This window comes from Nonomuraea thailandensis (genome assembly GCF_024172165.1).
Taxonomy (GTDB): Bacteria; Actinomycetota; Actinomycetes; order Streptosporangiales; family Streptosporangiaceae; genus Nonomuraea; species Nonomuraea thailandensis.
Window position 1 is genome coordinate 6,539,004 of the sequence record NZ_JAMZEB010000002.1, and the last position, 22,962, is coordinate 6,561,965.

27 protein-coding genes are annotated in these 22,962 nt (G+C 71.2%); 7 read left to right on the plus strand and 20 right to left on the minus strand.

What is annotated here, in order from left to right:
- Positions 1-19: 19 nt before the first annotated feature.
- From HD597_RS33770 to HD597_RS33835, 14 genes are all read right to left on the minus strand, one after another.
- Positions 20-1,636, minus strand: coding sequence for a DUF3560 domain-containing protein (locus HD597_RS33770; RefSeq protein WP_253747228.1), 1,617 nt, complete (start codon positions 1,634-1,636; stop codon positions 20-22).
- 59 nt (positions 1,637-1,695) lie between these two features.
- Positions 1,696-1,935 (minus strand): hypothetical protein, encoded by a 240-nt coding sequence (locus tag HD597_RS33775; protein WP_253747229.1) that lies wholly within the window; start codon positions 1,933-1,935, stop codon positions 1,696-1,698.
- The gene (locus HD597_RS33780) at positions 1,932-2,573 is read right to left on the minus strand and encodes an ArdC-like ssDNA-binding domain-containing protein (RefSeq protein WP_253747230.1); all 642 of its coding nucleotides are present in this window, start codon (positions 2,571-2,573) and stop codon (positions 1,932-1,934) included. Before HD597_RS33780 ends, HD597_RS33775 begins: the two co-directional genes overlap by 4 nt.
- A 49-nt stretch (positions 2,574-2,622) precedes the next feature.
- Positions 2,623-2,877, minus strand: coding sequence for a hypothetical protein (locus HD597_RS33785; protein ID WP_253747231.1), 255 nt, complete (start codon positions 2,875-2,877; stop codon positions 2,623-2,625).
- The gene (locus HD597_RS33790) at positions 2,877-3,323 is read right to left on the minus strand and encodes a hypothetical protein (RefSeq protein ID WP_253747232.1); all 447 of its coding nucleotides are present in this window, start codon (positions 3,321-3,323) and stop codon (positions 2,877-2,879) included. Before HD597_RS33790 ends, HD597_RS33785 begins: the two co-directional genes overlap by 1 nt.
- Entirely contained in the window at positions 3,320-3,724 is a 405-nt protein-coding gene (locus tag HD597_RS33795; RefSeq protein ID WP_253747233.1) for a hypothetical protein, read from the minus strand. Before HD597_RS33795 ends, HD597_RS33790 begins: the two co-directional genes overlap by 4 nt.
- The gene (locus tag HD597_RS33800; protein WP_253747234.1) at positions 3,721-4,449 is read right to left on the minus strand and encodes a protein phosphatase 2C domain-containing protein; all 729 of its coding nucleotides are present in this window, start codon (positions 4,447-4,449) and stop codon (positions 3,721-3,723) included. The genes HD597_RS33795 and HD597_RS33800 overlap by 4 nt, the downstream gene beginning before the upstream one ends.
- Positions 4,450-4,460: 11 nt before the next feature.
- A complete protein-coding gene (locus HD597_RS33805) occupies positions 4,461-4,739 on the minus strand; it encodes a hypothetical protein (RefSeq protein WP_253747235.1) in 279 nt (92 codons plus the stop codon).
- Positions 4,740-4,813: 74 nt separating this feature from the next.
- Positions 4,814-4,981: a hypothetical protein gene (locus HD597_RS33810; protein ID WP_253747236.1), complete on the minus strand. Its 168-nt coding sequence runs from the start codon at positions 4,979-4,981 to the stop codon at positions 4,814-4,816.
- A 140-nt stretch (positions 4,982-5,121) separates the two neighbouring features.
- A complete protein-coding gene (locus tag HD597_RS33815; RefSeq protein ID WP_253747237.1) occupies positions 5,122-5,688 on the minus strand; it encodes a hypothetical protein in 567 nt (188 codons plus the stop codon).
- Positions 5,689-5,711: 23 nt separating this feature from the next.
- A complete protein-coding gene (locus HD597_RS33820; protein WP_253747238.1) occupies positions 5,712-5,861 on the minus strand; it encodes a hypothetical protein in 150 nt (49 codons plus the stop codon).
- A 22-nt stretch (positions 5,862-5,883) separates the two neighbouring features.
- Positions 5,884-6,942 (minus strand): hypothetical protein, encoded by a 1,059-nt coding sequence (locus tag HD597_RS33825; RefSeq protein ID WP_253747239.1) that lies wholly within the window; start codon positions 6,940-6,942, stop codon positions 5,884-5,886.
- Positions 6,943-7,356: 414 nt separating this feature from the next.
- Entirely contained in the window at positions 7,357-7,668 is a 312-nt protein-coding gene (locus tag HD597_RS33830) for a hypothetical protein (RefSeq protein ID WP_253747240.1), read from the minus strand.
- On the minus strand, positions 7,665-8,729 hold the full coding sequence (locus tag HD597_RS33835; protein WP_253747241.1) for a hypothetical protein: 1,065 nt from the start codon (positions 8,727-8,729) through the stop codon (positions 7,665-7,667). The genes HD597_RS33830 and HD597_RS33835 overlap by 4 nt, the downstream gene beginning before the upstream one ends.
- A gap of 536 nt (positions 8,730-9,265) precedes the next feature.
- On the opposite strand from HD597_RS33835, the gene HD597_RS33840 reads away from it, so the two are divergent.
- The 4 genes from HD597_RS33840 (at position 9,266) to HD597_RS33855 (ending at position 13,186) form a co-directional block, all read left to right on the plus strand.
- Complete coding sequence (locus HD597_RS33840; RefSeq protein WP_253747242.1) at positions 9,266-10,540, plus strand: tyrosine-type recombinase/integrase; 1,275 nt, start codon at positions 9,266-9,268, stop codon at positions 10,538-10,540.
- Between the two features lie 230 nt (positions 10,541-10,770).
- Positions 10,771-11,388, plus strand: a complete 618-nt coding sequence (locus HD597_RS33845) for a hypothetical protein (protein ID WP_253747243.1) — start codon at positions 10,771-10,773, stop codon at positions 11,386-11,388.
- A gap of 225 nt (positions 11,389-11,613) precedes the next feature.
- A complete protein-coding gene (locus HD597_RS33850) occupies positions 11,614-12,129 on the plus strand; it encodes a calcium-binding protein (RefSeq protein ID WP_253747244.1) in 516 nt (171 codons plus the stop codon).
- A 103-nt stretch (positions 12,130-12,232) separates the two neighbouring features.
- On the plus strand, positions 12,233-13,186 hold the full coding sequence (locus HD597_RS33855; protein ID WP_253747245.1) for a phage baseplate protein: 954 nt from the start codon (positions 12,233-12,235) through the stop codon (positions 13,184-13,186).
- Positions 13,187-13,196: 10 nt separating this feature from the next.
- Here HD597_RS33855 and HD597_RS33860 read toward each other — a convergent pair whose 3' ends face one another.
- Together HD597_RS33860 and HD597_RS33865 are read right to left on the minus strand one after the other, a co-directional pair.
- Positions 13,197-13,898: a B3/B4 domain-containing protein gene (locus HD597_RS33860; protein ID WP_253747246.1), complete on the minus strand. Its 702-nt coding sequence runs from the start codon at positions 13,896-13,898 to the stop codon at positions 13,197-13,199.
- Positions 13,899-13,957: 59 nt separating this feature from the next.
- A complete protein-coding gene (locus HD597_RS33865; RefSeq protein WP_253747247.1) occupies positions 13,958-15,202 on the minus strand; it encodes an MFS transporter in 1,245 nt (414 codons plus the stop codon).
- Between the two features lie 72 nt (positions 15,203-15,274).
- On the opposite strand from HD597_RS33865, the gene HD597_RS33870 reads away from it, so the two are divergent.
- Positions 15,275-16,117 (plus strand): LysR family transcriptional regulator, encoded by an 843-nt coding sequence (locus HD597_RS33870; RefSeq protein WP_253747248.1) that lies wholly within the window; start codon positions 15,275-15,277, stop codon positions 16,115-16,117.
- Positions 16,118-16,158: 41 nt separating this feature from the next.
- Here the strand turns inward: HD597_RS33870 and HD597_RS33875 are convergent, their stop codons facing one another.
- From HD597_RS33875 to HD597_RS33885, 3 genes are all read right to left on the minus strand, one after another.
- The gene (locus HD597_RS33875; RefSeq protein ID WP_253747249.1) at positions 16,159-16,686 is read right to left on the minus strand and encodes a GNAT family N-acetyltransferase; all 528 of its coding nucleotides are present in this window, start codon (positions 16,684-16,686) and stop codon (positions 16,159-16,161) included.
- Between the two features lie 19 nt (positions 16,687-16,705).
- A complete protein-coding gene (locus tag HD597_RS33880; RefSeq protein ID WP_253747250.1) occupies positions 16,706-17,719 on the minus strand; it encodes a hypothetical protein in 1,014 nt (337 codons plus the stop codon).
- 81 nt (positions 17,720-17,800) lie between these two features.
- On the minus strand, positions 17,801-20,728 hold the full coding sequence (locus HD597_RS33885) for a bifunctional [glutamine synthetase] adenylyltransferase/[glutamine synthetase]-adenylyl-L-tyrosine phosphorylase (protein WP_253747251.1): 2,928 nt from the start codon (positions 20,726-20,728) through the stop codon (positions 17,801-17,803).
- An 88-nt stretch (positions 20,729-20,816) separates the two neighbouring features.
- Between HD597_RS33885 and HD597_RS33890 the strand changes: the two genes are divergently transcribed.
- The gene (locus HD597_RS33890) at positions 20,817-21,365 is read left to right on the plus strand and encodes an HXXEE domain-containing protein (protein ID WP_253747252.1); all 549 of its coding nucleotides are present in this window, start codon (positions 20,817-20,819) and stop codon (positions 21,363-21,365) included.
- On the opposite strand, the gene HD597_RS33895 is transcribed toward HD597_RS33890, so the two are convergent.
- Complete coding sequence (locus HD597_RS33895; protein WP_253747253.1) at positions 21,346-22,029, minus strand: type 1 glutamine amidotransferase; 684 nt, start codon at positions 22,027-22,029, stop codon at positions 21,346-21,348. The two genes, HD597_RS33890 and HD597_RS33895, sit on opposite strands and share 20 nt — an antisense overlap.
- 21 nt (positions 22,030-22,050) lie before the next feature.
- Between HD597_RS33895 and HD597_RS33900 the strand changes: the two genes are divergently transcribed.
- Positions 22,051-22,905 carry an alpha/beta fold hydrolase gene (locus tag HD597_RS33900; RefSeq protein WP_253747254.1) on the plus strand — a complete coding sequence of 285 codons (855 nt, stop codon included), beginning with the start codon at positions 22,051-22,053 and terminating at the stop codon, positions 22,903-22,905.
- The last annotated feature ends 57 nt before the right edge of the window (positions 22,906-22,962 follow it).

The following is a 22,962-nucleotide window of genomic DNA, read 5'->3' on the forward strand; positions in this document are numbered from 1 at the left end:
GGGCGCGTTCGGTCGGCGGCTACTGCTCGGCGGGGATGACCACGACGACCGTGTTGATGGCCGTGGCCGGAGCGAACGACTCGGGAGGCAGAGGCTCGAACTCGCCGTCGCGCTCCTCAACTAGGGCGCGGAACTTCTCAGCCGCCTTGAACTGCTGGAAGATCACCCCGGCGGCCATGACAGCGACGAGCCTGCCTCCGGGCTTGAGGAAGCGGAGGGCGTGGGTGACGTGCGCGATGTCCTTGCCGCCGGAGAACGGCGGGTTCATCACCACGCGGTCAAACAGCTCCTCGCCCGGCTCCATGTCGAAGAAGTCCCGGATGTGGATGCTGTTCGCGCCGGGGACACGCTCGGAGAGAACGCGACCGAGGCCCTGGTCAAGCTCGATGCAGGACACGACGGCACCCAGTTCGACGACCGCCGCCGCGATGTTGCCGGTGCCCGCTGAGGGTTCGAGCACCATCATGCCGGGCTGGACGTCGGCCAGGTCCAGCAGCTTGGCGACTACGGCGGGTGGGGACACGAACGCCTCCCGGTCCCGGCCCACCGTCATGTTGTTGGCCATAGTCGCGGTCGCCCGAAGCTTCTCGGTGTCGAGCTTCGGCACATCGACCTTCGGCCTGCCCAGGGCCTTCTTCGCGGGCTGATTTGGCGCGAGGACGGCCGGACCGTCCTCGCCGTGCGGGCACTCGACTCGGCGGATGTCGGTGTACTTCACCTTGTCGGGCCAGGAGTAGCCAGACTCGACGGCGACCGTGACCTTGTTGACCTTCACCACGGTGCGTGCCCGGATCCCCCAGTAGTGCACGGTGTCGCCGATGTGCACGTTGTGCTTGCCCCACTCGATGTACTCGCCCGCTGAGACCGCCGCGGCGAGCTGCGCCCGGTCGTACTCAAGCTGGTTCTCGAGCTGGGCCTTGCGGGCGAGCAGCATCTCCCGGTGGTCGCCGGTGGCGGCCTCGTGAGGATCGATGTAGATCGGCTTCCCCTGGTGGTCGAGGTGCCTGCGGGTGTAGCCCTCCAACGACCGCTCGATCTTGCGCAGCTCGGCCTCAGTCGTCTTGATTCGGCGCGCGGTCACGGTCGGAGTCGCGGAGCGCCGCATCTGGTTGCCGACCGCGTTGGCGCGCTCAGCGGCGCTCTGCGCCTGGTTGTCCTTGTCGATGCTCTTACGCATCGCCTGGTCCATCCGCTTCCGGTCGCGCCGGGCACCCCGCTCGGAGTGGTGACCGACCAGGATGGGCTGACCCGCGGCGAACCGCTCACTGATCTGGTGCGCCCGCTCGTGCGCGGCGGCCGCCGCGCCAGCGTGCCGCCCGGCCTTCGCCTCCAGCGCGTCGCGGCGGTCTTCGAGCCGTTCGGCCTTGTCCTCCAGAACCTGGGCGTGGTCGCGGTGCTCGTCGTCGATCTCGACGGTGACCTCGAACCCCGCTTCGCGCAAGGCCTTCGCCGCGGCGTTGATCGCCCAACGGTCGGCGACCCGGTCACGCGAGTTCCGCAGCCCGATCATGCGGAGGGAGGGGAAGAACCTGAAGTTGCCGTTCTCCCACTTGCGGATGATGTCGAACACGCCGTCGCCCTTGCGGGTGCCATAGACGAGGGTGCCGTCTTCGTGGTTGTGCTTGATCGTGATCAAAGTGCCTCATCAGGTGAGGCGCAGGGCAGCAGCCACCCGCCGCCCTGCGCGGGGGTGGATTACTGCTGGGGGCCGTGCTCGCAGTCGTGGAGCAGGTGGTCGTCCATCGCGCCGTCGAGCAGCGCGATTCGGGTCTTGTCGCTCTCCCACGCGGCACTGACCCGCTCGCGACACAGCAGGCAGACGACTTGGTAGTGCCGCCCCTGGCCCGGGCTGGCCGGGATGTCGTAGTAGCCGTAGCCGCGGGCGTTGCGGGCGAGTTGGCGGCGGCCACCCTTCGTCGCCGGGTCGAGGTTCACTCCTCGCCGTCCTCGTCCGACTCCAGGAGCTGGGCCTGCATGAGCTCGACGACGATCACGCGGGGAGGCTTGGAGCCGGCCCGGGGCGCGAACACGGCGCAGTCCGGCGGGCACTGCGTGGTGCGGTCGTCCTCGCCGGCCGGGGCGGTGCCGCAGTACGGGCACCGGGCGCGCGGCACGGTCTGGGCGACGTCGAACGTGCCCTTCTTCACGTAGTAGCGCGGCCCGCGCTTGGAGGACTGCCAGCCGTCCTCGGCCTGCTCCTTCTCCTTGGCCTTCTCCTCGTCGGTCTTCTTCCGGCCGACGTGGCGCCACGTGCCGAGCGACTTCTCTCCTTCGGCCACGGCGCGGCCCTGGCTGAGCCAGTAGTCGAAGCCGCCGCAGTGGGTGAGGGGGCGGCGCTGCGCCGCGAGGAGCAACGCGTTCTGCAGCGAGTAGCCGGGCTCGTCGCTGGCGGGGTCGAGCTTCCAGCCGATGCTCGCCGCGATGTCGCGGAAGTGCTCCAGCTCGGCTGGGTTGGTCAGGCACAGCACGGCGTAGGCGTGCAGCGCCTCGCGTGCTCCGGTGCGGCTGGCGGCGCTGCGGTCCTTCTGCGCCTGGGTGACTGGGCGGCGCTTGCGCTTCTTGGCGGTCACCATTGCGGCCTTCTCCCTTTTCAGTTGGCGATTGCGGTAGCGCTTTTAGCGCTTAGGAGTGAGTGATCTCGTGGCTGTCCGGGATGGACACGGCGCGGTTGCACGCCAGGCACTCGTAGCCGTCGCTCTCGAAGCTGCTGTCGCCGAGGTGCGCGGTTATCACGCCGTTCTCCGAGAGGGACAGGACGTTCTCTCGGCTGGCCACGTCCAGTTCGACGATGTTGTTGACGGCGCGGCAATTGGGCCAGGGGCAGACGAGCTTGCCGTCCTCGATGAGGACTTCGGGCTCATCGGGGTCGCGGGACACTACACCGCCACCTCGCCCTCGGCTCGGACGTGCGTGGTCAGCGGGCTGCCCGTGGTGCCGCTGTCGTAGCGGACGATGAGCCGGACCTTCGTCTCGTCGTCAGGCCTGATGTCCTTCACCGTCCCGGCCTGGTCGCCGACGATGACCCGCTGGTCGATGCGGAACGCCTGCATCTGCTCCCGGTTGCCGCGCAGGAAGCTGGCCAACTGCTCGCTGCCGATCAGCTCCGAGGGCTTCGACCGGCCGGGGTATTGAAGGGCGGCCGCCAGCGCGGTGCTGCCCTGGAATGCCACGACGATCTTCCAGTCGTCGCGAGTCAGGATCAGCTCCGTCGTGCCGTCGTCGGTCGCGCCGGGCTCGATGGCCCACCCGCACACCCGCGCCCTCGTGGTGATCACGCTGTGGCTGGTGTTCGGGTTGGTGGCGGGCCTGATTCTCCTGCTCATCGGGTGCCTCTCAGTGCGGACACGACGCGTGCCGTGTCGTAGACAGGGTTGGGGAGGTCCGCGGGGGCGCCGCACTGGCACAGGCCGGTGATGATGACGCCGCCGCGTATGTCGAGCCACCACCGGTTGGCGGCGGGCGGGAAGTAGTGGCTGAGCAGCACTGCAGCGAGCTCGTTGCGTGGCCGGTCGCCGGGGTGCGACAGCCGGCCGACGATCAGGCGGGCGGCGGGGTACTCCTCGACCTCGGAGATCTCGGTGTCGTTGTCGCCGTCGCCGAGGGTCAGCGCGGCCGTCAGGTGCCGCGGGTCGAAGCGGTCGCCTTCGTCGGCCGTCCGGAGTTGCACGCGCGTGATCCAGGCCGGGCTCGCGGCGAGCAGCAGCCCGATCAGAGTGCTCGTCACTCGGGCTCTCCCTCGCGCGGGATGAGGTCGATGACGGCGACTGTCGTGTTGTCGCGGCCACGGCCCTGCCTGGCCATGTCGAGCAGCGACGCCGCGACGTACTCGCCGGACAGGTCCGGCGCGGCCATGCGCGCCAGGTCGTCGAGCATCGCGTTCATGTGGTCGGCCCGCCCAGCGAGCGGCAGGTGCGCGGTCAGACCGTCCGAGGCGAGGATGATGCGGGCGTAGTCGTCGGTGTAGATGAGCAGCCGGTGCGGCCAGGTGCCTTCGCCCTCGTGCTTCTCCTCGACGTTGCACGGAGTCCCGCACGGGTGGCAGGAGGGCACGGTCAGCGGGATGACCTTGCCGTCCTGGAGCACGGCCCAGGCGGGTGAGTCGCCGGCCCAGGCCATGTCGAGCAGCCCTGGGGTGATCGCGGCGACGACCGCCGTGGTGATGCCTTCCTGACCGGGAGGGGCGTCCTCGTTGCGCTGCTGCAGGTAGGTGCGGGCCGCGTGCAGGCCCTGGACACCGCTGTTGGTGGAGCCGGTGACCGCCGCGGCGATCTGCGCGCTGATCTGGGCGGCGTCGGCCGCGTCGGAGTCGTCGCCCGCGCCGTCACACACCGCGACGGCCAGCGCCCAGGAGCCGTCGAGGACGGCCACGTAGTCGGCCTGGGTGTGGCGGCTGTTCTGGATGCTGTCGTAGAAGACGCGGGCGACGCCCGGCACGTACAGGAGGGGCATGGGATTGCCTTTCAGTTGTTCCAGCCCTGCTCGGGCAGGCAGTTGAGGAGGCCGATGATCTGGGTCGCGCCGTCGCGCTTGCGGGTGCTGAGGTTGGTCTGCCAGGTGAGGGAGATCCGCAGGGCGCGGCCCTTGGCGGCGGAGACGTCGAGGGTGCCGAAGTACAGGCCGCGGCTGAGCCGGAGCTGGTAGATGCGGCGGTACGGCTCATTGGGAATGTTCACGGTGAACCCGTCAGCGCGGAGCCGGTTGATGATTCCGGACGCGCTGCGGTTGGGCTGCATAGGCATGGTGCTGGTCCTCTCGTGGGCAGCGCCGAGCCGCCCCGGGCCGCCGCCCCTGGGGCAGGGCAAGGTGTGATCGGCTAGTTCCAGTTGATGGAGCAGGCGACGTGGTGTTCCTTCGGGGGCGCGTCGGCGCGCGCCCAGCAGTCGCCGCACTGGTCGTGGATCTCGACGGGGAACACGCTGGTGATGGTTTCCGGCTCCTGTTCGGTGACGTGACGGTCCCGATCGGCGGCTGGACTGTTCACGAATGCTCCCCTTTCGGGCGGTCTCTCTCGGCCGGATACGTGCGTTACGCTGGACGGCACTGGGTCTTCGTGGCGATGAAGACTTTGTGGTGTTGGGATGGCCGGGCCTGTGGCAGGCCCGGCCATCGGCGTTCCCGCGCCTACGCGAGGGCCATGACGCGCAGCGCCGCCGGGTTGACCGGCTCGACCCACACGCCTTCAGGCAGCGGAACCGGCTCGTACTCCACCGGCGAGCAGTCCAGCCGGCCGCCGTGGCTGGCCAGGAACGTCCAGTCGTCCAGGCCGTGATCCCAGACGATGACGCGACCGCTGCCGTCGTCCCAGTCGGCGTCCATGACCTGCGGCCAATAGTTGCGGTCGCCGTGGAAGTGCTCGCCGATCGCGTCGGCGATCTGCTGTGCCAGCTCGTCACTGATCTCGGTGATGATGGCGTTCGTCGAGGTAATCGTGTTGATTGCGGTACCGATTTCGCCGGTGCGAGTCGCCAGCATGGCGTCGAACAGCGTGGAGCCTTCCTGCATCGCGTGCCGGATCGCCTCGTCGGCGTGGACTGGGCCCCAGTCTGCGGTCTCCATGATGGCGACGAGAGCTCGCCGGGCGTGCCCGTACGGGCCGGGGTCGCGGGCGAGCTTCTGGTTATCGGCCTGGTTGAGGCGGCGCAGGACGAGCAGCAGGTCTTCGGCGATGCCACGGGTGGTGGTGTCCATGATGTTCCGTTCGGGTGACGGGGTCAGATGAGACCCATGGCGAGCAGGGGCGAGACGTGGCCGTCCGGGCAGGAGCCGTCCACCTCGATCTCGTAGCCGTCCGGGCAGATCGGGGTGTCGCCGTAGACGCTCCACTCCCAGCCCTCGGGCAGGTCGATCAGGTCACTCAGCATGTTCGTTGGTCCTTTCGTGCGGTCAGTGGCCGGTGTTGGCGCAGACGGGCTTGCCGTGCGTCGTGCGGGAGAGGGCGGGACCGTCGCAGGTGCGGCAGGTGGCGCGCTCGCTGATCACGTCGAGCGCGGTGTCGATCGCCGCGCACGCTGCGGCGAACAGGCGCCGCTTGCAGTCGAGACCGGCGTTGCCCCGGACGACCTGCTCGTAGTCGAGCCGGTCGTCCACGGCGGCGCGGGTGGCGCTGGTCAGCAGCAGCTCGACGCCCGTGTGGTCGAGGCCCCACTTAGCGGGGTCGGTGGCCTGGGCGGCGGTGAACGTGGCCACGAGGAGCGCGTCCATCAGCGAGCCGCGCTCGTCGAGCTTCTTCCGGCCAGCGATGTAGTACGGCATGGGGCGGCCGTCGTGGTATTCGACGGCGGGCGGCGTCTTCTGCGGGTCGGTCGGGGCGACCTCGTGGGCGTCGTTGTCGGGGTGACTGTCGCTCTCGCCCGTCAGCTTCCAGCCGTTACGGTCGAGCAGACCGTCCAGCGCGAGTGCCTCGTTGCCGAGGGGGACGCCGGTGTCCAGGATGGCGACGATCTTCGGCAGGGGGAACAGCGTCGTCTCGCCGTCTTCGGTGTCCGCTTCGGCCTCGGCGATGGCCACCAGGTGGTGCGGCGGTAGGGACGCGCCGTCGAGGCCCAGGGCGAAGGTGTCGGGCTCGTCGATTGCCCTGGCCAGGTAGCGGGTGGCCGCGTCGGTCGCCTTGGTCGTGACGGGGGACGTCTCGGCCGGCTTGTTGCGCTCGCCGAGGTCGAAGACGACGTGCCGGAGGACGGTCATCTGACCTTCGGGGGTGAGGTCGTCGTACGTGGCGTCCTCCGGGTACGACGTGAGGCCGGTGTCCTTCTCGTAGGCGAAGTGGTGGGCGGCGGTCTGGGTGACGGTGTGCAGGTTGTCCTCGTACTGGTCGGGGGTGGCCGGGTCGGTCAGGAGCCGGGCGATGGTTGCGAGCATCTGGCTGGTGGTGCCGCCCGCGTAGCGGAGTGCCTTGACTGTGATGAGCAGTTCGGTGTGGGTTCGGGCGATCATCGTGGTCATGTCGTTTCCCTTGTGACATGCCGCGACCCCGCGACCGTGGCGGTCGCGGGGCCGGAGCCTGTTGGTTGATTGCGGTGCCGCTATCAGCACATCTTGTCGGGCATGTCCAGCCGGGCGGTGGTGCCGGTGGAGGCGTTCTGTCTGGCGTTTCGGCTGTTCAGAAGCGGTGTTTCGTGGTGTTTCGTCTCCGACGCTAACACATGCGAGGGGGTGGAGTAGATATTAAGGGGTGCGGTGATCAAGCTACTCCATAACGATCCGATTAACGCGTCAGACGCGCTCTAAGCGATTCAAAGCATCTGACGCGTTATATGTATCAGACGCACACCGAATGCTCGTCTCCGTTGATCTGACGCGCGTACAGCACGGGTCCAGAGGGTTTACGCTCCCCGGCTCTCGCCTTTACCGCGTAGATCAGGATTTGTCGTTTTGTCGGTACGCGCGGGCCCGCATCCGCGCCCGCGCCAACGACACCCGGCGCCGCTCCGCCTCTTCGTCCTCCACCTTCGGCTCGACTTCCGGCGGCGAGGTCTCGACGAGCCGGGATTGCCCCTCGATCGACTGCTGCACCTTCGCGTCGATCCAGGCCCACCGCCCCTCCTCCACCACCCGGCGCGGACGCGCCGCCTCCTGTTCACGGGCACGTATCGCCCGAGCAGCAGCCGGTGACGATCGCGCCAGCAGATCGCGTGCTCGCTGCGCCCGCTCGGCGTACTCGTCGCTCACGACGCCAGCCACCGAAGGCGCTCGGCCTCCCGCTGCAGCCGCTTCGCGTCCAACGCTGCGCGCGCCGCCCGGTAGGTCTCACCCGGGCCAGACGAGGAGCCCAGCTCTGCCGCAGGGGGGCCCGCGAGGGCTTCCGCTCTGCTCAGCCTCGGAGCAGGCTCGACCGGCCCACCGACGCGTCCAGCGTGCATCGCCTGCAGCCGCTCGTGCATGACGGCCTGCTCAGCGCGGAGCTGGGCGGCAGCCACAGCGAGCCGCTGCGACTTGCCGGGCAGAGGCCGGCCGTGCTCGTTCAGCCACGCCGACAGCCGGAACCGCACCCAGCCCGGGACGTTGCGGATCTGGTCGCGGCTGGTCCAGGTGTACGTCCAGGCCGCCCCGTCCGGCTGGTGGTCGAGGGCGTGCAGCACGTCGGCGGCGGTCCAACCAGCAGCGACGAAGACCCTGGTCAGGTGCCGGATGTACCACGGGGACAGCCGCCGCAGGGTGGTGCTGGCGTCGTGGATCTTCTGGGCGACCTGGAGCGCGTGCTTGCGAGTCCCCGGCGTGGCGGCGGTCTCGGTCGTCGTCGAGATTCGGTTTCGGCGGCGCGGAGATGATCTTTCCTCGCGCGCGTGCGTAGGACCTTCCTTGACTCTCTTAGGGAGAGTCAAGGAAGGGGGTTCAGTTGTCGTTTTGTCGGTGCGCGCGTCGCCTTCGTCCAGCTCGGGGGCAGGCGTGCAGAGCACCCAGACGGCCGCCCGGTTCCCCAGGCCGTCTTCGGTGAGCCCGAACTGGTTGCCTCTGCGGTAGCGGTTCGTGGTGCCCTCCTCGACGACGCCGAGGAAGCCGCGCTCGCGGAGCCACCGGATCCAGCGCTTCACGGTGGACAGCGCCAGGTCGAGGTCATCAGCGATGCGCTGCTCGGTCGGGCGGGTCGTCAGCGTGGTCCAGTCGGCCCAGTCGGCGAGCTTGCCCGCTACCTCTGTCAGGTTGCGGTAGGCGTGGCACTTCAGCGCGAGCGCGTCAGGGTACTCCTTGACGGCGCGAAGGAACGCCTGCTGGGAGGGAGTGCGCCGCATGCCCTCGGGGACAGCCGACAGGACCGCCGCGCGGGATGGGCTGGACGAGGATTGTGAGGCGTTCGGCCGTGATGGGCGCCGGTGGTGCGGGCGCGCCGAGGGGAACGCTGGGCGAGGTGATATCTTCGGCTCCTAGCATCTGGGGCACCTCCCGATCGGCCTGGGCGACCAACCTGTGGGCCGGTCAGGGGTGCGGTGTCACTGGTGATGTGAAGGCGCTCTCCGCTTCGGCGGGGGGCGCCTTTTTCGTTCTCTGGCCTGGGGCGGCTCCTGAGGGGTGGCGACCTGGAGGGCTCTCGCCGTGTTCCGGCGGTCTCGTGTGATACAAATAATACAACTCGACGCGTCTGACGTGTCAGACACACCATAGCGCGCTCTCTGCGTCTATACGAGACGTGCGCGCAGAGATCACCAAGCGCGACGGGACGACCCCGCTGATGACGGGTTCACGCGGCCTCAGGCCCGCGACCAGGCGAAACCGTCAGACCGGAGCAGCCTCGCCGCGCGCCGACCCCCACCCCTCAAGGAGAAGCACGATGGCCCGCGTCAAGGACCTGTGGTTCAAGACCGTGACGGACCCGAACGGCGCACAGAAGCGCGAACAGACCGCCCGGCACGGGAAAGGAAAGCGCTGGTTAGCGATCTGGACGAACCTCGAAGGCCGCGAGCAGACGAAGGCGTTCATCAAGAAGACGGAGGCCGAGAAGCACGGCTCGATGATGGAGGCCGACAAGATGCGGGGGAACTACATCGACCCGAACGGCGGCAAGACGCGCCTGGCTGCCCTCGTCGAGGGCGAGGAGGGCTGGCTGGCGTCCCTCACTGCCGACCCGTCCACCCGGCAGATCTACGAGATCTACTGGCGGGTGCACATCAAGCCGAAGTTCGGGCAGCGGGAGATCGGCTCACTCCGGCCGAGTGAGATCCGTGCTTGGGTCAAGCAGCTCGAGAAGCGGCTGGCGAAGAGCACGGCCAACCGCGTGCTGGCCTTTCTCGATCAGCTCCTGCAGAGCGCCGTGGATGATGACCTGATCGCCAAGAATCCGTGCGCGTCGAAGGTCGTCAAGAAGCCCAAGGCCGAGGCACGGAAGGTAGTGCCGTGGTCGATGCAGCGTCTGCAGGCGGTGACCGAGGCGCTTGCAGAGCGGTACCGGATCCTCGCGACCTTGGGCGCGGGTCTCGGGCTTCGCCAGGGCGAGATCTTCGGTCTGGCCGTGGACGACGTGGACTTTGACAAGGGCATCGTCCACATCCGGCAGCAACTGAAGATGCTCGACTCCAAGCTGCTGTTCGGGCTGCCGAAGCATGATCGCGAGCGGACGATTCCTCTGCCCGAGTCGGTTGCCCAGGTCCTACGGGAGTACCTGGGGCGGTTTCCGGCCCGGGAGGTCGCTCTGCCCTGGGAGGAACTGGACGGGGAGTTGATCACCTTGCGGCTGATCATCACCAGCCGGGAGTCCAAGGCGTTGAACCGCAACTACATCAACACCTACGTCTGGAAGCCCGCTCTTGTGCGGGCAGGCGTGGTCACTCAGGCGGATCTCGACGCGCGGGTGCCAGGGCGTCGGAACCAGAGGAACCGCAAGCACGGCATGCACGCCCTGCGGCACATGTACGCCAGCTTGCTGCTCGACGCCGGCGTGTCCGTCAAGGCCTTGGCCGAGTACCTGGGGCACATGGACCCTGGGTACACGCTCCGGGTGTACACGCACCTGATCGCTGGCACCGAAGGCCGGGCGGCGAACGTCATCGACACGGCGTTCCGCCATGAAGTCCCGGAGACCGGAACAGAGCCGGAACAGCACCCTTAACGATCAAGGGATCAGCAGGTCAGTACAGCCTGTAGATCACACCTACGACGTGTGACGGCTGGTTCTCGTACAGAACCGGAACGCAACGGCCCGGCATCGGCTCGCGATGCCGGGCCGTTTGCGCATGCACGACCGGGCTTCGAGCAGCCGATCCCGCGCCCGGACCGGCGCCGCGCACTATATTCCAAGACAGTGATGCGTCCTTGGCGTCCCGAGGAAGGTCGTGCGAGTTGCAGAATTTCGTGGACCAGCTTCCCGCACTGATCGGCGTCCTGCTGGGCGCGGTCGGGACGTACAGCGTCACCGCGCTCACCGAGCACAAGAGGTGGAAACGGCAGCTCGCCACCAGGTGGGACGAGCGGCGCGTGGTCGCTTACATGGACTACGCGCATGCCATCAAGAAGACCATCTCGATCTGCGTCAAACTGGCCTCCCAGCGGGGCGTGGGCGCCGAGCTGAACTTCCTGGCCCCGGAGTATTCCGATGCGGACCTGGCCGCGGCGGAGGAAGGCCGGACGGTGAGCTGGGAAGCCGTGCTGCTCTTCGGCAGCGACGAAGCGATCGCGGCCGGAAGAAGGTGGCACGAGGCCGTCTTCCGCTTGGAGCTGATCGCCACCGGGCAGGAGGCGGACCTGTCCTGGGATTCCGCGATCAAGGCGACGAGCCGTGCCCGCGGGGAGTTCTACAGAGTCGTCAAGCGTGAGATCGGCATGAGGGAGACAGGCGCGTCCGGCACCTACGACTGGCAGCTCAACACCTTTCTGGGCAGGCTGCCTGGCCCTCCGGCCGCCGAGAGCCTCCCGCCGGCCGGCCTCCGCCCGGGGCTGGACCGTTCAGGTGAGGCGTAGCCCCGCACCGTGGCGATGAGCTCTCCGGATCGGTGTTGACCACCAGCGGCCACAGCAGGCTGCTCCCCCGCCGCCTGTCCAAGATCATCCCCTACGAGGCAGGCGACTGGCCCCGCGATACCGCAGAGCACACCTGTTGCATGGATTAGGACACGGAGCCGCGCGACAGCTCCTGCTTCACTTCACGGCGTACGAGATTCCGTGAACAAGATCCAGGAGAAAACCATGTTCCGTGTTCGTCGGCAGTTCGCCGCGCTCGCGCTGACCACCGCCGCCCTCGGCGCCACGGCCGCCCTGGCGGCGCCCGCACACGCGGCCGGGGCCACGGCCCGGGTCGTCGGCGGGATCGTGATCATCCAGGGCACGACCGGCAACGACAGCATCGACGTCGTCCAGTCGGGCAACAGCGTGCGGATCAGCTCGGTCCTGCACTCGGTCACCTCCGGCGGCGCCCCCTGCGTCCAGCTGGGGGCCGTCGTGTCGTGCCCGGCCACGCAGCTGTCGGTGCAGGCCAGGATGGGCTCGGGCGACGACGTCGTGCGCGTCACCTCCTCCACCATCGACACGACCCTGATCGGCAACGCCGGGACCGACAGGCTCTCCGGCGGGTCCGACAGGGACTTCCTCGACGGCGGCCCCGGCAACGACTTCCTGTCCGGCAACGCCGGCGTGGACAGCGCCCAGGGCGGCGACGGGGTCGACTCGTGCACGGCCGAGACCGAGGTCAACTGCGAGAGCTGATCGGCGGCCCTCCCGTCCCTCCCCCGGGACGGGAGGGCCGCTTCGCGCGCCCGCCGCTAGGGTGTGCTGATCACGCAACCGACCCGAGCCGAACGGACGCCGCATGACGATCTCCCCGCTTCCGGTCACCCGCAGAGGCCTGCTCAAGCTCGGCGCCGCGGTCACCGCCACCACCGCGCTGACCCCCGCCCGGGCCGCCTCCGCCGCGGACGGCCGCTTCGAGCTGACCGCCCCTTCCACGTCGCTGATCTGGCGCAAGGCCCTGTACGACGAGACGGTCATGCAGTCGTTCGCCATCGACAACGCCCACGGCCACATCTACACCGTCCAGGTCAAGAACGGCGCGGGCTCGGACGCGGCCGGCCACCTGTGCCTGACGAAGCTGAGCCTGTCGGGCACGATCCTCGGCCACATGTACCTCATGGGCTTCGGCCACGGCGTGCAGATCGGCGTGGAGCCGTCCGGGTCGGCCGCCCACCTGTGGACGGAGACCGACGGAGTCTCCAGCGACGGCAGCTCCCGTGGCAGCAGGCTGTGCCGCTTCACCTTCGTCAACGGGCGGACGCTGACCACCTCGTCCTCCGCGCTCACCAAGTACGCGCCGGTCGCGGGCGCCACCAACACCACGTGCACGATCGACCCGTCCACCGGCCGCCTGGTGATGCGGTACTGGGCCGGAGGCTCGTTCCGGTTCGCGGTGTTCACGCTGGCGTCGGTCAAGGCGGGCTCGCCCCAGAAGCTGTACGACATCGCCCAGCCGGGCGGCCTGGGCACCTTCCAGGGGTACGCGGCCTACGGGAACTTCGTCTACGTCCTGACCGGCAACTCCTACGACATCAGCCCGCCTCCCGGCAACACCTACCTCACCTGCCTGGACCTGCGCACCGGGAACCAGGTGCAGCGGGCCAGGAGCGTGGCCGGCAAGTCGCTGAACTACCGGGAGCCGGAGGGCATGGGCATCCAGATCGTCTCAGGGGCGCCGCGGCTGTGCCTCGGCCTGGCCTCCGAGCCGGGGCCGCGGCTGGCGAGCATCTTCTACAAGACCGAGCTGATCTGAGCAGGCCGCCTCACTGGCCGGGGAACTCGAACCGGGGAGCGGCGGGTGTCAGGATCGCCGACTTGGGGGTGACGGGCCACAGGCCGTTGAGCTCCTCGGTGAGCGTGGCCAGGAGCGACTCGACGTCCCTGGCCGCCGTGTCGTGCAGGGCCTCGGCAACGATCAGCACGTTCGCCGTCGTGTCGCGCACGGCCGAGTGGCCGCTCTGGCGGTTGGTCCAGCGGCGGGCGTGCGCCCTGCCCTCCGCGTCGGCGAAGATCACTTCGCCGGCCGGCGGGTGCTCCGTCTCGCCGCCGAAGGTCAGGTACGTCTCGTCGCCCGCGGCGTGCCGCACCTCCACGTACGAGGTGATCCGGGAGACGTCGAAGACGGCGACGGGGATCGCGTAACCGACCGACACCGCGTTGCACAGGTCGATCAGGGGGTGCAGGCGCGGCAGCGAGCCCTCCTTCCTGAAGCGGCGCAGCAGGGCCTCCGAGGCGCATCTGTACTGCGTCGGCTTGAGCCCCATCCGGGTGAAGGTGCGCCGCCACGCCTGGATCTCCGGCAGCTCGCCCTCGGATGCGCCCGCCAGCCGGGCGGCGGCCCGCTCCGAGTGCGCGGCGATGCGGGCGTCGGGGACGGCGTCCGGGGTGATGCCCTCGGCGTAGAGGGCTCCCGGGACGAGCTCGGGGAAGTCGCGCCAGATGTCGCTCGAATGCTGGAAGAACACGTGCACCCCATCGTCGTGGCCGCTGTCGCCGGGCCACTCACGATACTCCGGTCGCCCCGTCAGGCGGTGGCGGCCGAGCGGGCGCGGCGCGCGGCCAGGGCGTAGCCCGCGCAGGTCAGCGCCGCCAGGACGGCCGCCGCCAGCAGGGGCCGCCCGATGACGCCCATGACCGCCACCCCGAGGGTGGCGCCGACCTGGCGGAAGGCGTTGAGCACGCCGCCCGCGGCGCCGGCCGTGCCCGGCGGGGCGCTGCTGACCATCCCGGCCATCAGGGCGGGCAGCACGAACGACAGGCCGAAGCCCAGCACCACGAGCCAGGGCGTCAGCACGCCGGTGAGCGCGGTCCCGGCCAGGCCCGCCGCGATGAGGGCCAGGCCGCCGAGGATCGGCGGGCGCGGGCCGTAGCGGGCCACCAGGCGGCCGGTGAGCAGCGGGTTCACCGTCATGGGCAGCGTGAGCGGGAGGAGGGCCAGCCCGGTGGCCGTCGGGCTGAGGTGGCGGGTGTCCTGCAGCAGCAGCGTCAGCACGAACAGTGCGCCGGAGAAGGCGAAGTTGGCCACCGTGCCCGCCAGCAGCTCCGGCCAGGTGGCGGCGAGCAGGCCGCCGGGCAGCGCGGGCGCGTGGCTGCGCCGCTCGGCGAGCACCAGGACGGCCAGGACGGCCACGGACAGCAGCGCCGCCACGGCCACGGAGTCGATCAGGGCCTCGGCGACCAGCCCGAGGAACGCGCAGGCCAGCACCTGGACCCACCAGTCGATGGCGCGTCCGCCGCGCGGCGAGGCGAGCCCGCGCACGGCCAGCAGGCTGATCAGGGCGATGGGCGGGTTGAGCAGGAAGACGGCGCGCCAGCCGTACAGGTCCACGAGGAGGCCGCCGAGCAGCGGGCCGGCCGCCAGCGCGCTGCCGGTGATGGCCGCCCACAGGCCGGTGGCGCGGGCCCGGGCGGCGCGCTCCGGGAACATCTCGGCGAGCAGGCCGAGCGAGCCGCCCGTGCACAGCGCGCCCGCCACCCCGAGCAGGGCGCGCAGGCCGATCAGCACGCCCAGGTCCGGGGCGGCGGCGCTGAGCAGCGAGAGCACGCCGAACGCCGCCACGCCGAGCTTGAAGGTCCGCGCCGCGCCGTACCTGTCGGCGACCGCCCCACCGGTGAGCAGGCAGGCGGCGAAGGCCACCGTGTACGCGTTGACGGCCCACTGCTGGCCGGCCAGCGAGCCGCCGAGCGAGGCCCGCAGGTCGGGCAGCGCGATCGTCAGGACGGTGGTGTCGAGGATCACCAGGAAGTAGCCGAGGGAGAAACCGAACATGCCCCTCAGCCTGCTGAAACGCGGCCACGCGGCTCAACAGGCGCAGCCGCAGGGAGCGTCCGGGAAAGCCGTATGCTGGCGGATGTGGAGTTGCGGCAGTTGAGGGGGTTCGTGGCCGTGGCCGCGTCCGGCTCCGTCACGGCGGCCGCCAACAGCCTGGGCCTGGCCCCCGCCACGGTGTCGGAGCAGGTGCGCAGGCTGGAGGCCGGCCTCGGCGTCGCGCTCTTCGAGCGGACAGCGCGGGGCATGCGCCTGACCGGGCCGGGCACGGCGCTGCTGGAACGGGCGCAGGGCCTGCTGGACCACGCCGACGAGGTGCGGCGCGCCGTGACGGGCGCGCGCCGCCGCGTGCGGATCGGCGCGCTGGAGATGCTGGCCGCCGCCAAGCTCCCCGCCGTGATCCGCCGCCTGGCCCAGCGCCGCCCCGACCTGGACGTGAGCGTCGAGTCCCTCACCAGGCAGCCGCTGCTGGAGGCGGTGGCGGGCGGCAGGCTCGACGCGGCGCTGCTGCTGGACCTGGGCGAGCGGGTCGGCGGGCTGGGCTTCGCCCGGCCGGCCGGGATGGACCACCTGGACCTGGGCGAGGTCCGGCTGTCGCTGGTCGCGGCGCCGGGCGGCGATCGGGAGCCGCTGCTGGTCAGCCCGCCCGGCTGCTCGATCCGGCTGGCGGCCGACCAGGTGTTCGGCAGGGAGGTGCCGCGCCGGGAGCTGACCAGCATCACCACCGCGCGCGAGTGGTCCAGGCAGGGGCTGGGAGCGGCGCTGCTGCCGGACTTCGCGCTCGGCACGGCTCTCGGCTCGGGGGCGCTGGTCGAGCTGGACCTCCAGGCGCCCGCGCTCGCGTTGCGGCTGGTCTGGATGCGCGAGCGCGAGCCGTCCCTGCGCGACGTCCTGTACGCCCTGAGCGCCGCGTGACCCCCGGGCGCGCTTCCCCTCCGCCGGCGCCGCCGGCCCGGTTAGGGGCGGCTGAGGCGGTAGAGCACGTGGCGCCGCAGCGGGCTGTCCTTCGGCACGCGCGGATGGTCGAAGTCCTCGGCCGGGTCCCTGGTCATGCCCAGCCGCCGCATCACGGCCTGGGAGCGCAGGTTCGGCACGGCGGTCATCGAGATGATGCCGTCGAGCCCCGCCTCCTCGAAGGCGTACCGGGTGGCCCGCCTGGCGGCCTCGATCGCGTACCCGTGCCCCCAGGCCGGGCGCGCCAGCCGCCAGCCGATCTCCACCGCGGGCAGGAAGGGTGCCTCGAACGTCTGCAGCGCGAGCCCCGTGAAGCCGATGAACTCCCCGCTCCCCCGCACCTCCAGCGCCCACAGCGAGTAGCCCAGCCGGTCGAACTGCGCCTCGATCCTGTCCACCAGCCCGTCGCTCTCCGCGCGCGTGAGCCGCGCGGGAAAGTGCTCCATCACCTCGGGATCGGCGTTCATGGCCGCGAAGGGCTCTCTGTCCTCCTCGCGCCATCTGCGCATGATGAGCCGTTCTGTCTCCATCCGGCCCAGCGTACGCGGCTCAGCGCCGCGACCTGATCCCGGTGATGCGCCGGAAGACGTCCCACCAGAACGGCGCCCCGAACAGCAGCGCCACGTACGTCAGCAGGAAACCCGGCCAGTGGCTCGGCGTGGTGATGCGATCCCACCACACCGGGAGGTTCCCCTGCACGCTCGGCTCGCCCTGCGCCGGGATCGACACGCTGACCATCGCCTGCCCCATCACCTTGACCAGGGCGGGCTCGCTGAGCAGCTCGGTCACGCACGGCACCGGGTCGCCGCCCGTGCACTGCCGCCTCAGCTCGTCGTACGCGTCGGGCCCCGCCTCGGTCACGGCCGTCACCGAGGCGCGGAAGGCGTTGTCGCGCAGCAGCGTCTTGGCGTACTCGAACCCGTCCATCGAGAACAGCAGCGTCACCACCAGGCCCAGCACGGCCAGCACCCACTTGACGTAGCGCCTGTAGAGCATGGACAGCCGCTGCATCTCCCCGTCGAACCAGCTCTCCACCCCCTTCCTGAACCGGTCGAGGTCGCCCTGCGCGCTCTCCCACAGGCCCTTGAGATGGCCGTAGAGCGGGCTGTCGATGCGCTGCAGCTTCTTCAGGAACTCGGGGATGTCGCCGTTCTCCATCGCGGCCAGCTCCATCACGGCCACCGAGAACCGCTCGGGCGGGATGTTGGCGATGCTCGTCCTGCCCCGCTTGGCGTGGTCGATCTCCCGCACCCGCTCGTAGAGCAGGTTCATCATGGAGTCGCCGGTCTTGGCCGCGGGCATCTCGCCGAGCTGGGCGGGCGCGGGCTTGTCGCTGTGCCTGGGCCGGGGGTCGCGCCCGAACGGCAGCGCCAGCAGCACGTCCCGGACGCTGGCGGGCAGCCACGACGGCGATTTCTCGCCGACGCCGTCCAGGGTGTCCCTGAGGTAGGCCCACAGGAACTTGCTGCGGATGGAGAGCAGCCGTACGAACGCCTCGTTGAGGCCGCTCACCAGCAGCGACAGCAGCAGGAATGCGACCACCAGGCCCAAGGCCAGATCCACGTATACGGATAACACGGCGCCCTTGATACACCCACGCCCTGTATCACCGCAATGACGCACGGCATTGACAGATGGGGAGGATCAGGCGCCGTAGAAGACCCGGTCGACCACCTTGCGGGCCCGCCGCGTGACGCGCCGGTAGTCGTCGAGGAAGTCCTCCGAGCCGTCCGGCGGGTAGCCGAGCGTCTGGGCGAGCATCCTGCGCTCCCCCGCGTCGCGCGGCACGCTGTCTCCCGGCCGCCCCTTGACCAGCATGATCGCGTCGCGCACCCGCGAGGCGAACCGCCAGGCCTCCGCCAGCACCGCCTCGTCGGCCGGAGCCAGCAGCTCCTCCGCCACGGCGGCCCGCAGCGCCTCCAGCGTGCGGGTGGTGCGCAGCGACGGGCGTGTGCCGGCGTACCGGAGCTGCAGGAGCTGGGCCACCCACTCCACGTCCGACAGCCCGCCGGGCCCGAGCTTGGTGTGCAGGGCGGGGTCGGCGCCGCGCGGCAGCCGTTCGGCCTCCATGCGGGCCTTGAGCCGCCGGATCTCCCTGACCGCGTCGTCCTGGAGACCGCCCTGCGGGTAACGCAGCTCGTCGATCATGGCGGTGAACGCGGCGCCCAGCTCGGCGTCCCCTGCCGAGAAGCGGGCCCGCAGCAGGGCCTGCGACTCCCACGGCGACGACCAGCGGGAGTAGTAGGCCCGGTACGAGGCCAGCGTGCGCACCAGCGGCCCCTGGCGGCCCTCGGGGCGCAGGTCGGGGTCGATGATCAGGGGCGGGTCGGGGGCGGGCAGGGACAGGAGCCTGCGCAGCTCGTTGGCCACGGCGAAGGCGGCGTCGGTGGCCTCGCGCTCGGCCACGCCGGGCAGCGGCGAGTGCACGAACATGACGTCGGCGTCGCTGGCGTAGGAGCACTCCAGGCCGCCCAGCCGGCCCATGGCGATGACCGCGAAGGAGGTGACGTTCGCGGCCTTGCTGAGTGCGGCGTCGAGCGCGGCCTGCAGGGTCACGTCGTTGAGCCGGGACAGCGCGGTGCCGACGGTCTCGATGTCGATCAGGCCGGAGAGGTCGGCCACGGCCGTGCGGAACAGCTCCTTGCGCCGCAGCGCCCGCACCGCCGTGACGGCGGTCTCGGGGTCGCCGGCGTACCGGGTGACCGCGGCCGACGCCTCGCCGAGCAGCGACTCCGGCGGGCGCACGGCCAGCTCCTCGTCGGAGCCCAGCATGGCCACCGCGTCGGGGGCGTGCATGAGCAGGGTGGTGGCGTAGCGGCTGGTGCCGAGCACCCGGGCCATCCTGGCGGCCACGGCGGTCTCGTCGCGCAGCAGCCGCAGGTACCAGGGTGTGCTGCCCAGCTTGTCGCTGACCTGCCGGAACCCGAGCAGCGCCGCGTCGGGGTCGGGCGTGTCGGCGAACCAGCCGAGCATGACCGGCAGCAGCGTGCGCTGGATGGCGGCCCGCCTGGACACGCCGGTGGACAGGTTGGCGATGTGGCGCAGCGCGCCCCTGGGATCGACGTAGCCGAGCGCCTCCAGCCGGGCCGCCGCGGCGGCGGTGGACAGCCGCGCCTCCGACTCCGGCAGCCGCGCCACGGCCTGCAGCAGCGGCCGGTAGAACAGCTTCTCGTGCAGCCGCCGCGCCTCCATCGCGTGCCGCCGCCACCGCGCCGTGAACTCCCCCACCGGATCGGCCTGCATGCCCAGCGCCCGGCCCAGCCTGCGCAGGTCTGCCTCGCCGGTGGGCACGATGTGGGTGCGCCGCAGCCGGTGGAGCTGCAGCAGGTGCTCGACCTGCCGCAGGAACGAGTACGCCTCCGCCAGCCCGCGCGAGTCGTCGCGGGCGACGTAGCCGCCCCGCGAGAGCGCCGCCAGCGCCGGGAGCGTGCCCCTGCGGCGCAGCAGCGGGTCGAGCCTGCCGTGCACGAGCTGCAGGAGCTGCACCGCGAACTCGATGTCGCGCAGCCCGCCGGGCCCGAGCTTGAGCTGCCGCTCGCCCTCGGCCCGCACGTGGGCCTCGACGCGGCGGCGCATGGCCTGCACGTCCTCGACGAAGTGCTCGCGGGTGGCGGCCGTCCAGACCAGCTCGTTGACGGCCTCGACGTAGGCGGCGCCCAGCTCCAGGTCGCCCGCCACGGGCCTGGCCTTGAGCAGCGCCTGGAACTCCCACGTCTTGGCCCAGCGGCGGTAGTAGGCGAGGTGGCTGGCGAGCGTGCGGACCAGCGGCCCCGAGCGGCCCTCGGGGCGCAGCCCGGCGTCCACCTCCCACAGCGAGCCCTCGGGCGTGGTGGCGGAGCAGGCCCGCATCATGGCCTGGGCCAGCCGGGTGGCGGCGCGCAGCGCCTTGGCCTCGTCGGCGCCCTCCCTCGGCTCCGCCACGAAGATCACGTCGACGTCGCTGATGTAGTTGAGCTCCCTGGCGCCGCACTTGCCCATGCCGATGACCGCGAAGCGGACCTCTTCGGCCTCGACCTCGGTGCGGGCGACGGCCAGCGCGGCCTCCAGCGCGGCGCCCGCCAGGTCGGACAGCTCGGCGGTGACCTCGCTGAGCGTCGCCTGGCCGGTCAGGTCGCGGGCGGCCAGGTGCGCCAGGCGGCCCCGGTAGGCCACGCGCAGCGCCGCCAGCGCGCCGTTGCCACCCTCGGCCGCGCGGGGCTCGCTCTCGCCGGGCTCGGCGCCGACCGCCCGCAGCAGCTCGGCCCTGGCCTCGCCGAGGGCGGGCTCGGCCAGGCGGGCCACCTGCCCGGGATGGCGGACGAGGTGCTCGCCGAGCGCGGCGCTGACTCCGAGCACGGCCAGGAGCCGGTCCTTGAGCCCTTCGTCGGCGCGCAGGGCGCCGAGCACGGCCGGCTCGCGCTCGATCAGGCGGGTCAGCGAGACCAGGGCCTGGTCGGGGTCGGCCACGGTGACCAGGGACTCCAGGATGTCGTCCAGGTCGGCCTCCGACTGGCGGACGAGCTGCGCCGCCCTGGCTCCGTCGGCGAAGCCGAGCTTCGCGAGCCGCGCGGCGGTGGATTCGATCCTGGGCACGCCTCCATCTTGACAGCAATCGCGCGTTTCGCCGTAACATGCGAACGCAACGTTGCGTTGCGTTTCGCGGATGGTGAGGAGGCTTGCGATGGGACGGGTTCCCGCGGGGGTGGCGTGGGGGTTGCTGGCCGCCTGGGCGGTGCACGACGCCGAGGAACTGGCCACCATGGCGCGGTGGACGCGGACGGCGCGGCCCCGGCTGGAGGAGCGCCTGCCTCAGATGCCGTGGCAGCGGATGGAGCTGTCGCAGGCGCACGCGAGCGTGGCCATCGGGCTGATGGGCGGGGTGCTGGCCGTGGCCTCGGGGCTGGGGGCGCGTACGGGCGGGCGCAGCGCGGTGTTCCAGGCGGCGCTGGCCGGGTTCGGCGTGCACGGGGTGGTGCATCTGGCGCAGGCGGCGCTGTTCCGCGGGTACACGCCGGGAGTGGTGACCGCGCCTGTCGTGGTGATCCCGTACTCGGTGTGGGCGTGGCGGCGGCTGCGGCGGGCCGGGGTGCCCGCGCGCGGGCCCGGGGCGGCCGTGGCGGCGTTCCCGCTGGTCCTGGCGGGCGTGCACGCGCTCGCGCACGCCCTGACCGCACGCCGGGCGAGGCCGGCCCGGCCGCACGGCCCCCGCCTCAGGCGGGACCGTTCCTGACCACGTCGGCGAACGCCCGCGCCACCGGGCGCCAGGTCGCCACCAGCGCGCTCTCGGCGGCCTTGACCTCGGCGTTGAGGTCCTCGGCCGCGTCCAGGTCCGAGTCCGCGGTCCACGAGGCGAAGATCTCCGGCGTGGCCTCGGGGTGGAACTGCACCGCCCAGGCCGCCTCGCCGAGCCGGTAGGCCTGGTTCGGGTACTGGGAGCCGGTCATCAGCGGCACCGCCCCGTCGGGCAGCCTGGTCATGGCGTCCTGGTGGTACTGCACGGCCACGACCGTGCCGGAGACGCCTGACAGCAGCCGGTCGGAGCCGGCGGCGGGCAGCGCGACCACCTCGCGGGCGCCCACCTCCAGCCCGTTCGCGCCGCGCTCGACGACGCCGCCGCAGGCCAGGGTGAGCAGTTGCGCGCCCAGGCAGACGGCCAGGGTGGGGGTGGCGTCATCGACGGCCCGGCGGAGCAGGTCGCGGGTGGCGGGCTGCCAGGGGCTGCGCTCGTCCTCCCAGGCGGCGGCCGCGCCACCGAGCACGACGAGCCCGTCCCGCGCCCGCGCGGGGACCTCCTGCCCCAGGTACGGCCGCACGACCTCGCAGTCCAGCCCGAGCCACTGCGCGAGGTAGCCGAGCCCGGCCTCGGCCTCGTGTTCGATGACGGTGATTCGCATATGCGTAATTATGTGGTGTTTATGAGGATTGATGAGGTCGACGGGCTGCGGATCGCCACCTTCGGCACGGGCCCGCGCACGATCATCGCCGTCCACGGCATCACGGCGTCCCTGATGGCGTGGGCCGCGGTGGGACGACGGCTGCCGGACGGCTGGTCACTGGTGGCCATGGACCTGCGCGGGCGCGGGCACAGCGCGTCCCTGCCCGGCCCGTACGGGCTGCCCAGGCACGCCGAGGACGTGCTGCGCGTGGCCGATCACGTCGGAGCCGGACCGGACGCCGTGCTGACGGGGCACTCCATGGGCGCGTACGTGGCGGCGCTGGCCGGGGCGCGGCGCGAGTTCGCCGGGGTGGTGCTGGTGGACGGAGGCATCCCGCTGCCGCCGATCCCCGAGGGCATGGACCCCGGCGCGGCGCTGGAGGCCACGCTGGGGCCGGCGCTGGCGCGGCTGCGGCAGACGTTCCCCTCGGCGGAGGCGTACGTGGACTTCTTCAAGGCGCATCCCGCCTTCGCCGGCCGCTGGAACGCCGACGTGGAGGCGTACGTGCGCTACGACCTCACCGGGCCCGAGGGGGCGCTGCGGTCGCGGGTGGCGGGCGAGGCGGTGCTGGAGGACGGGCGGTGGCTGCTCCTGGAACGGGAGGCCGTCGCGGCGGCCCTGCAGGCGATCACCGCGCCGCTGCGCCTCCTCAGGGCTCCGCGCGGGCTGCTCGACCAGCCGACGGGGATGCTGCCCGACGACCTGGCGCGGCCGTGGGCGGACCGGCTGCCCGGGCTGCGGGACGAGGTGGTGCCCGGCTGCAACCACTACACGATCCTGTTCGACGAGCGCTGCGTGGCCACGGTGGTGGACCGCCTCACCTCGCCACGCTGACACCCCGGCCACTGTCACGGACCTCCGCACCTCCCTGAGCCGACACGGGCCTGAGCC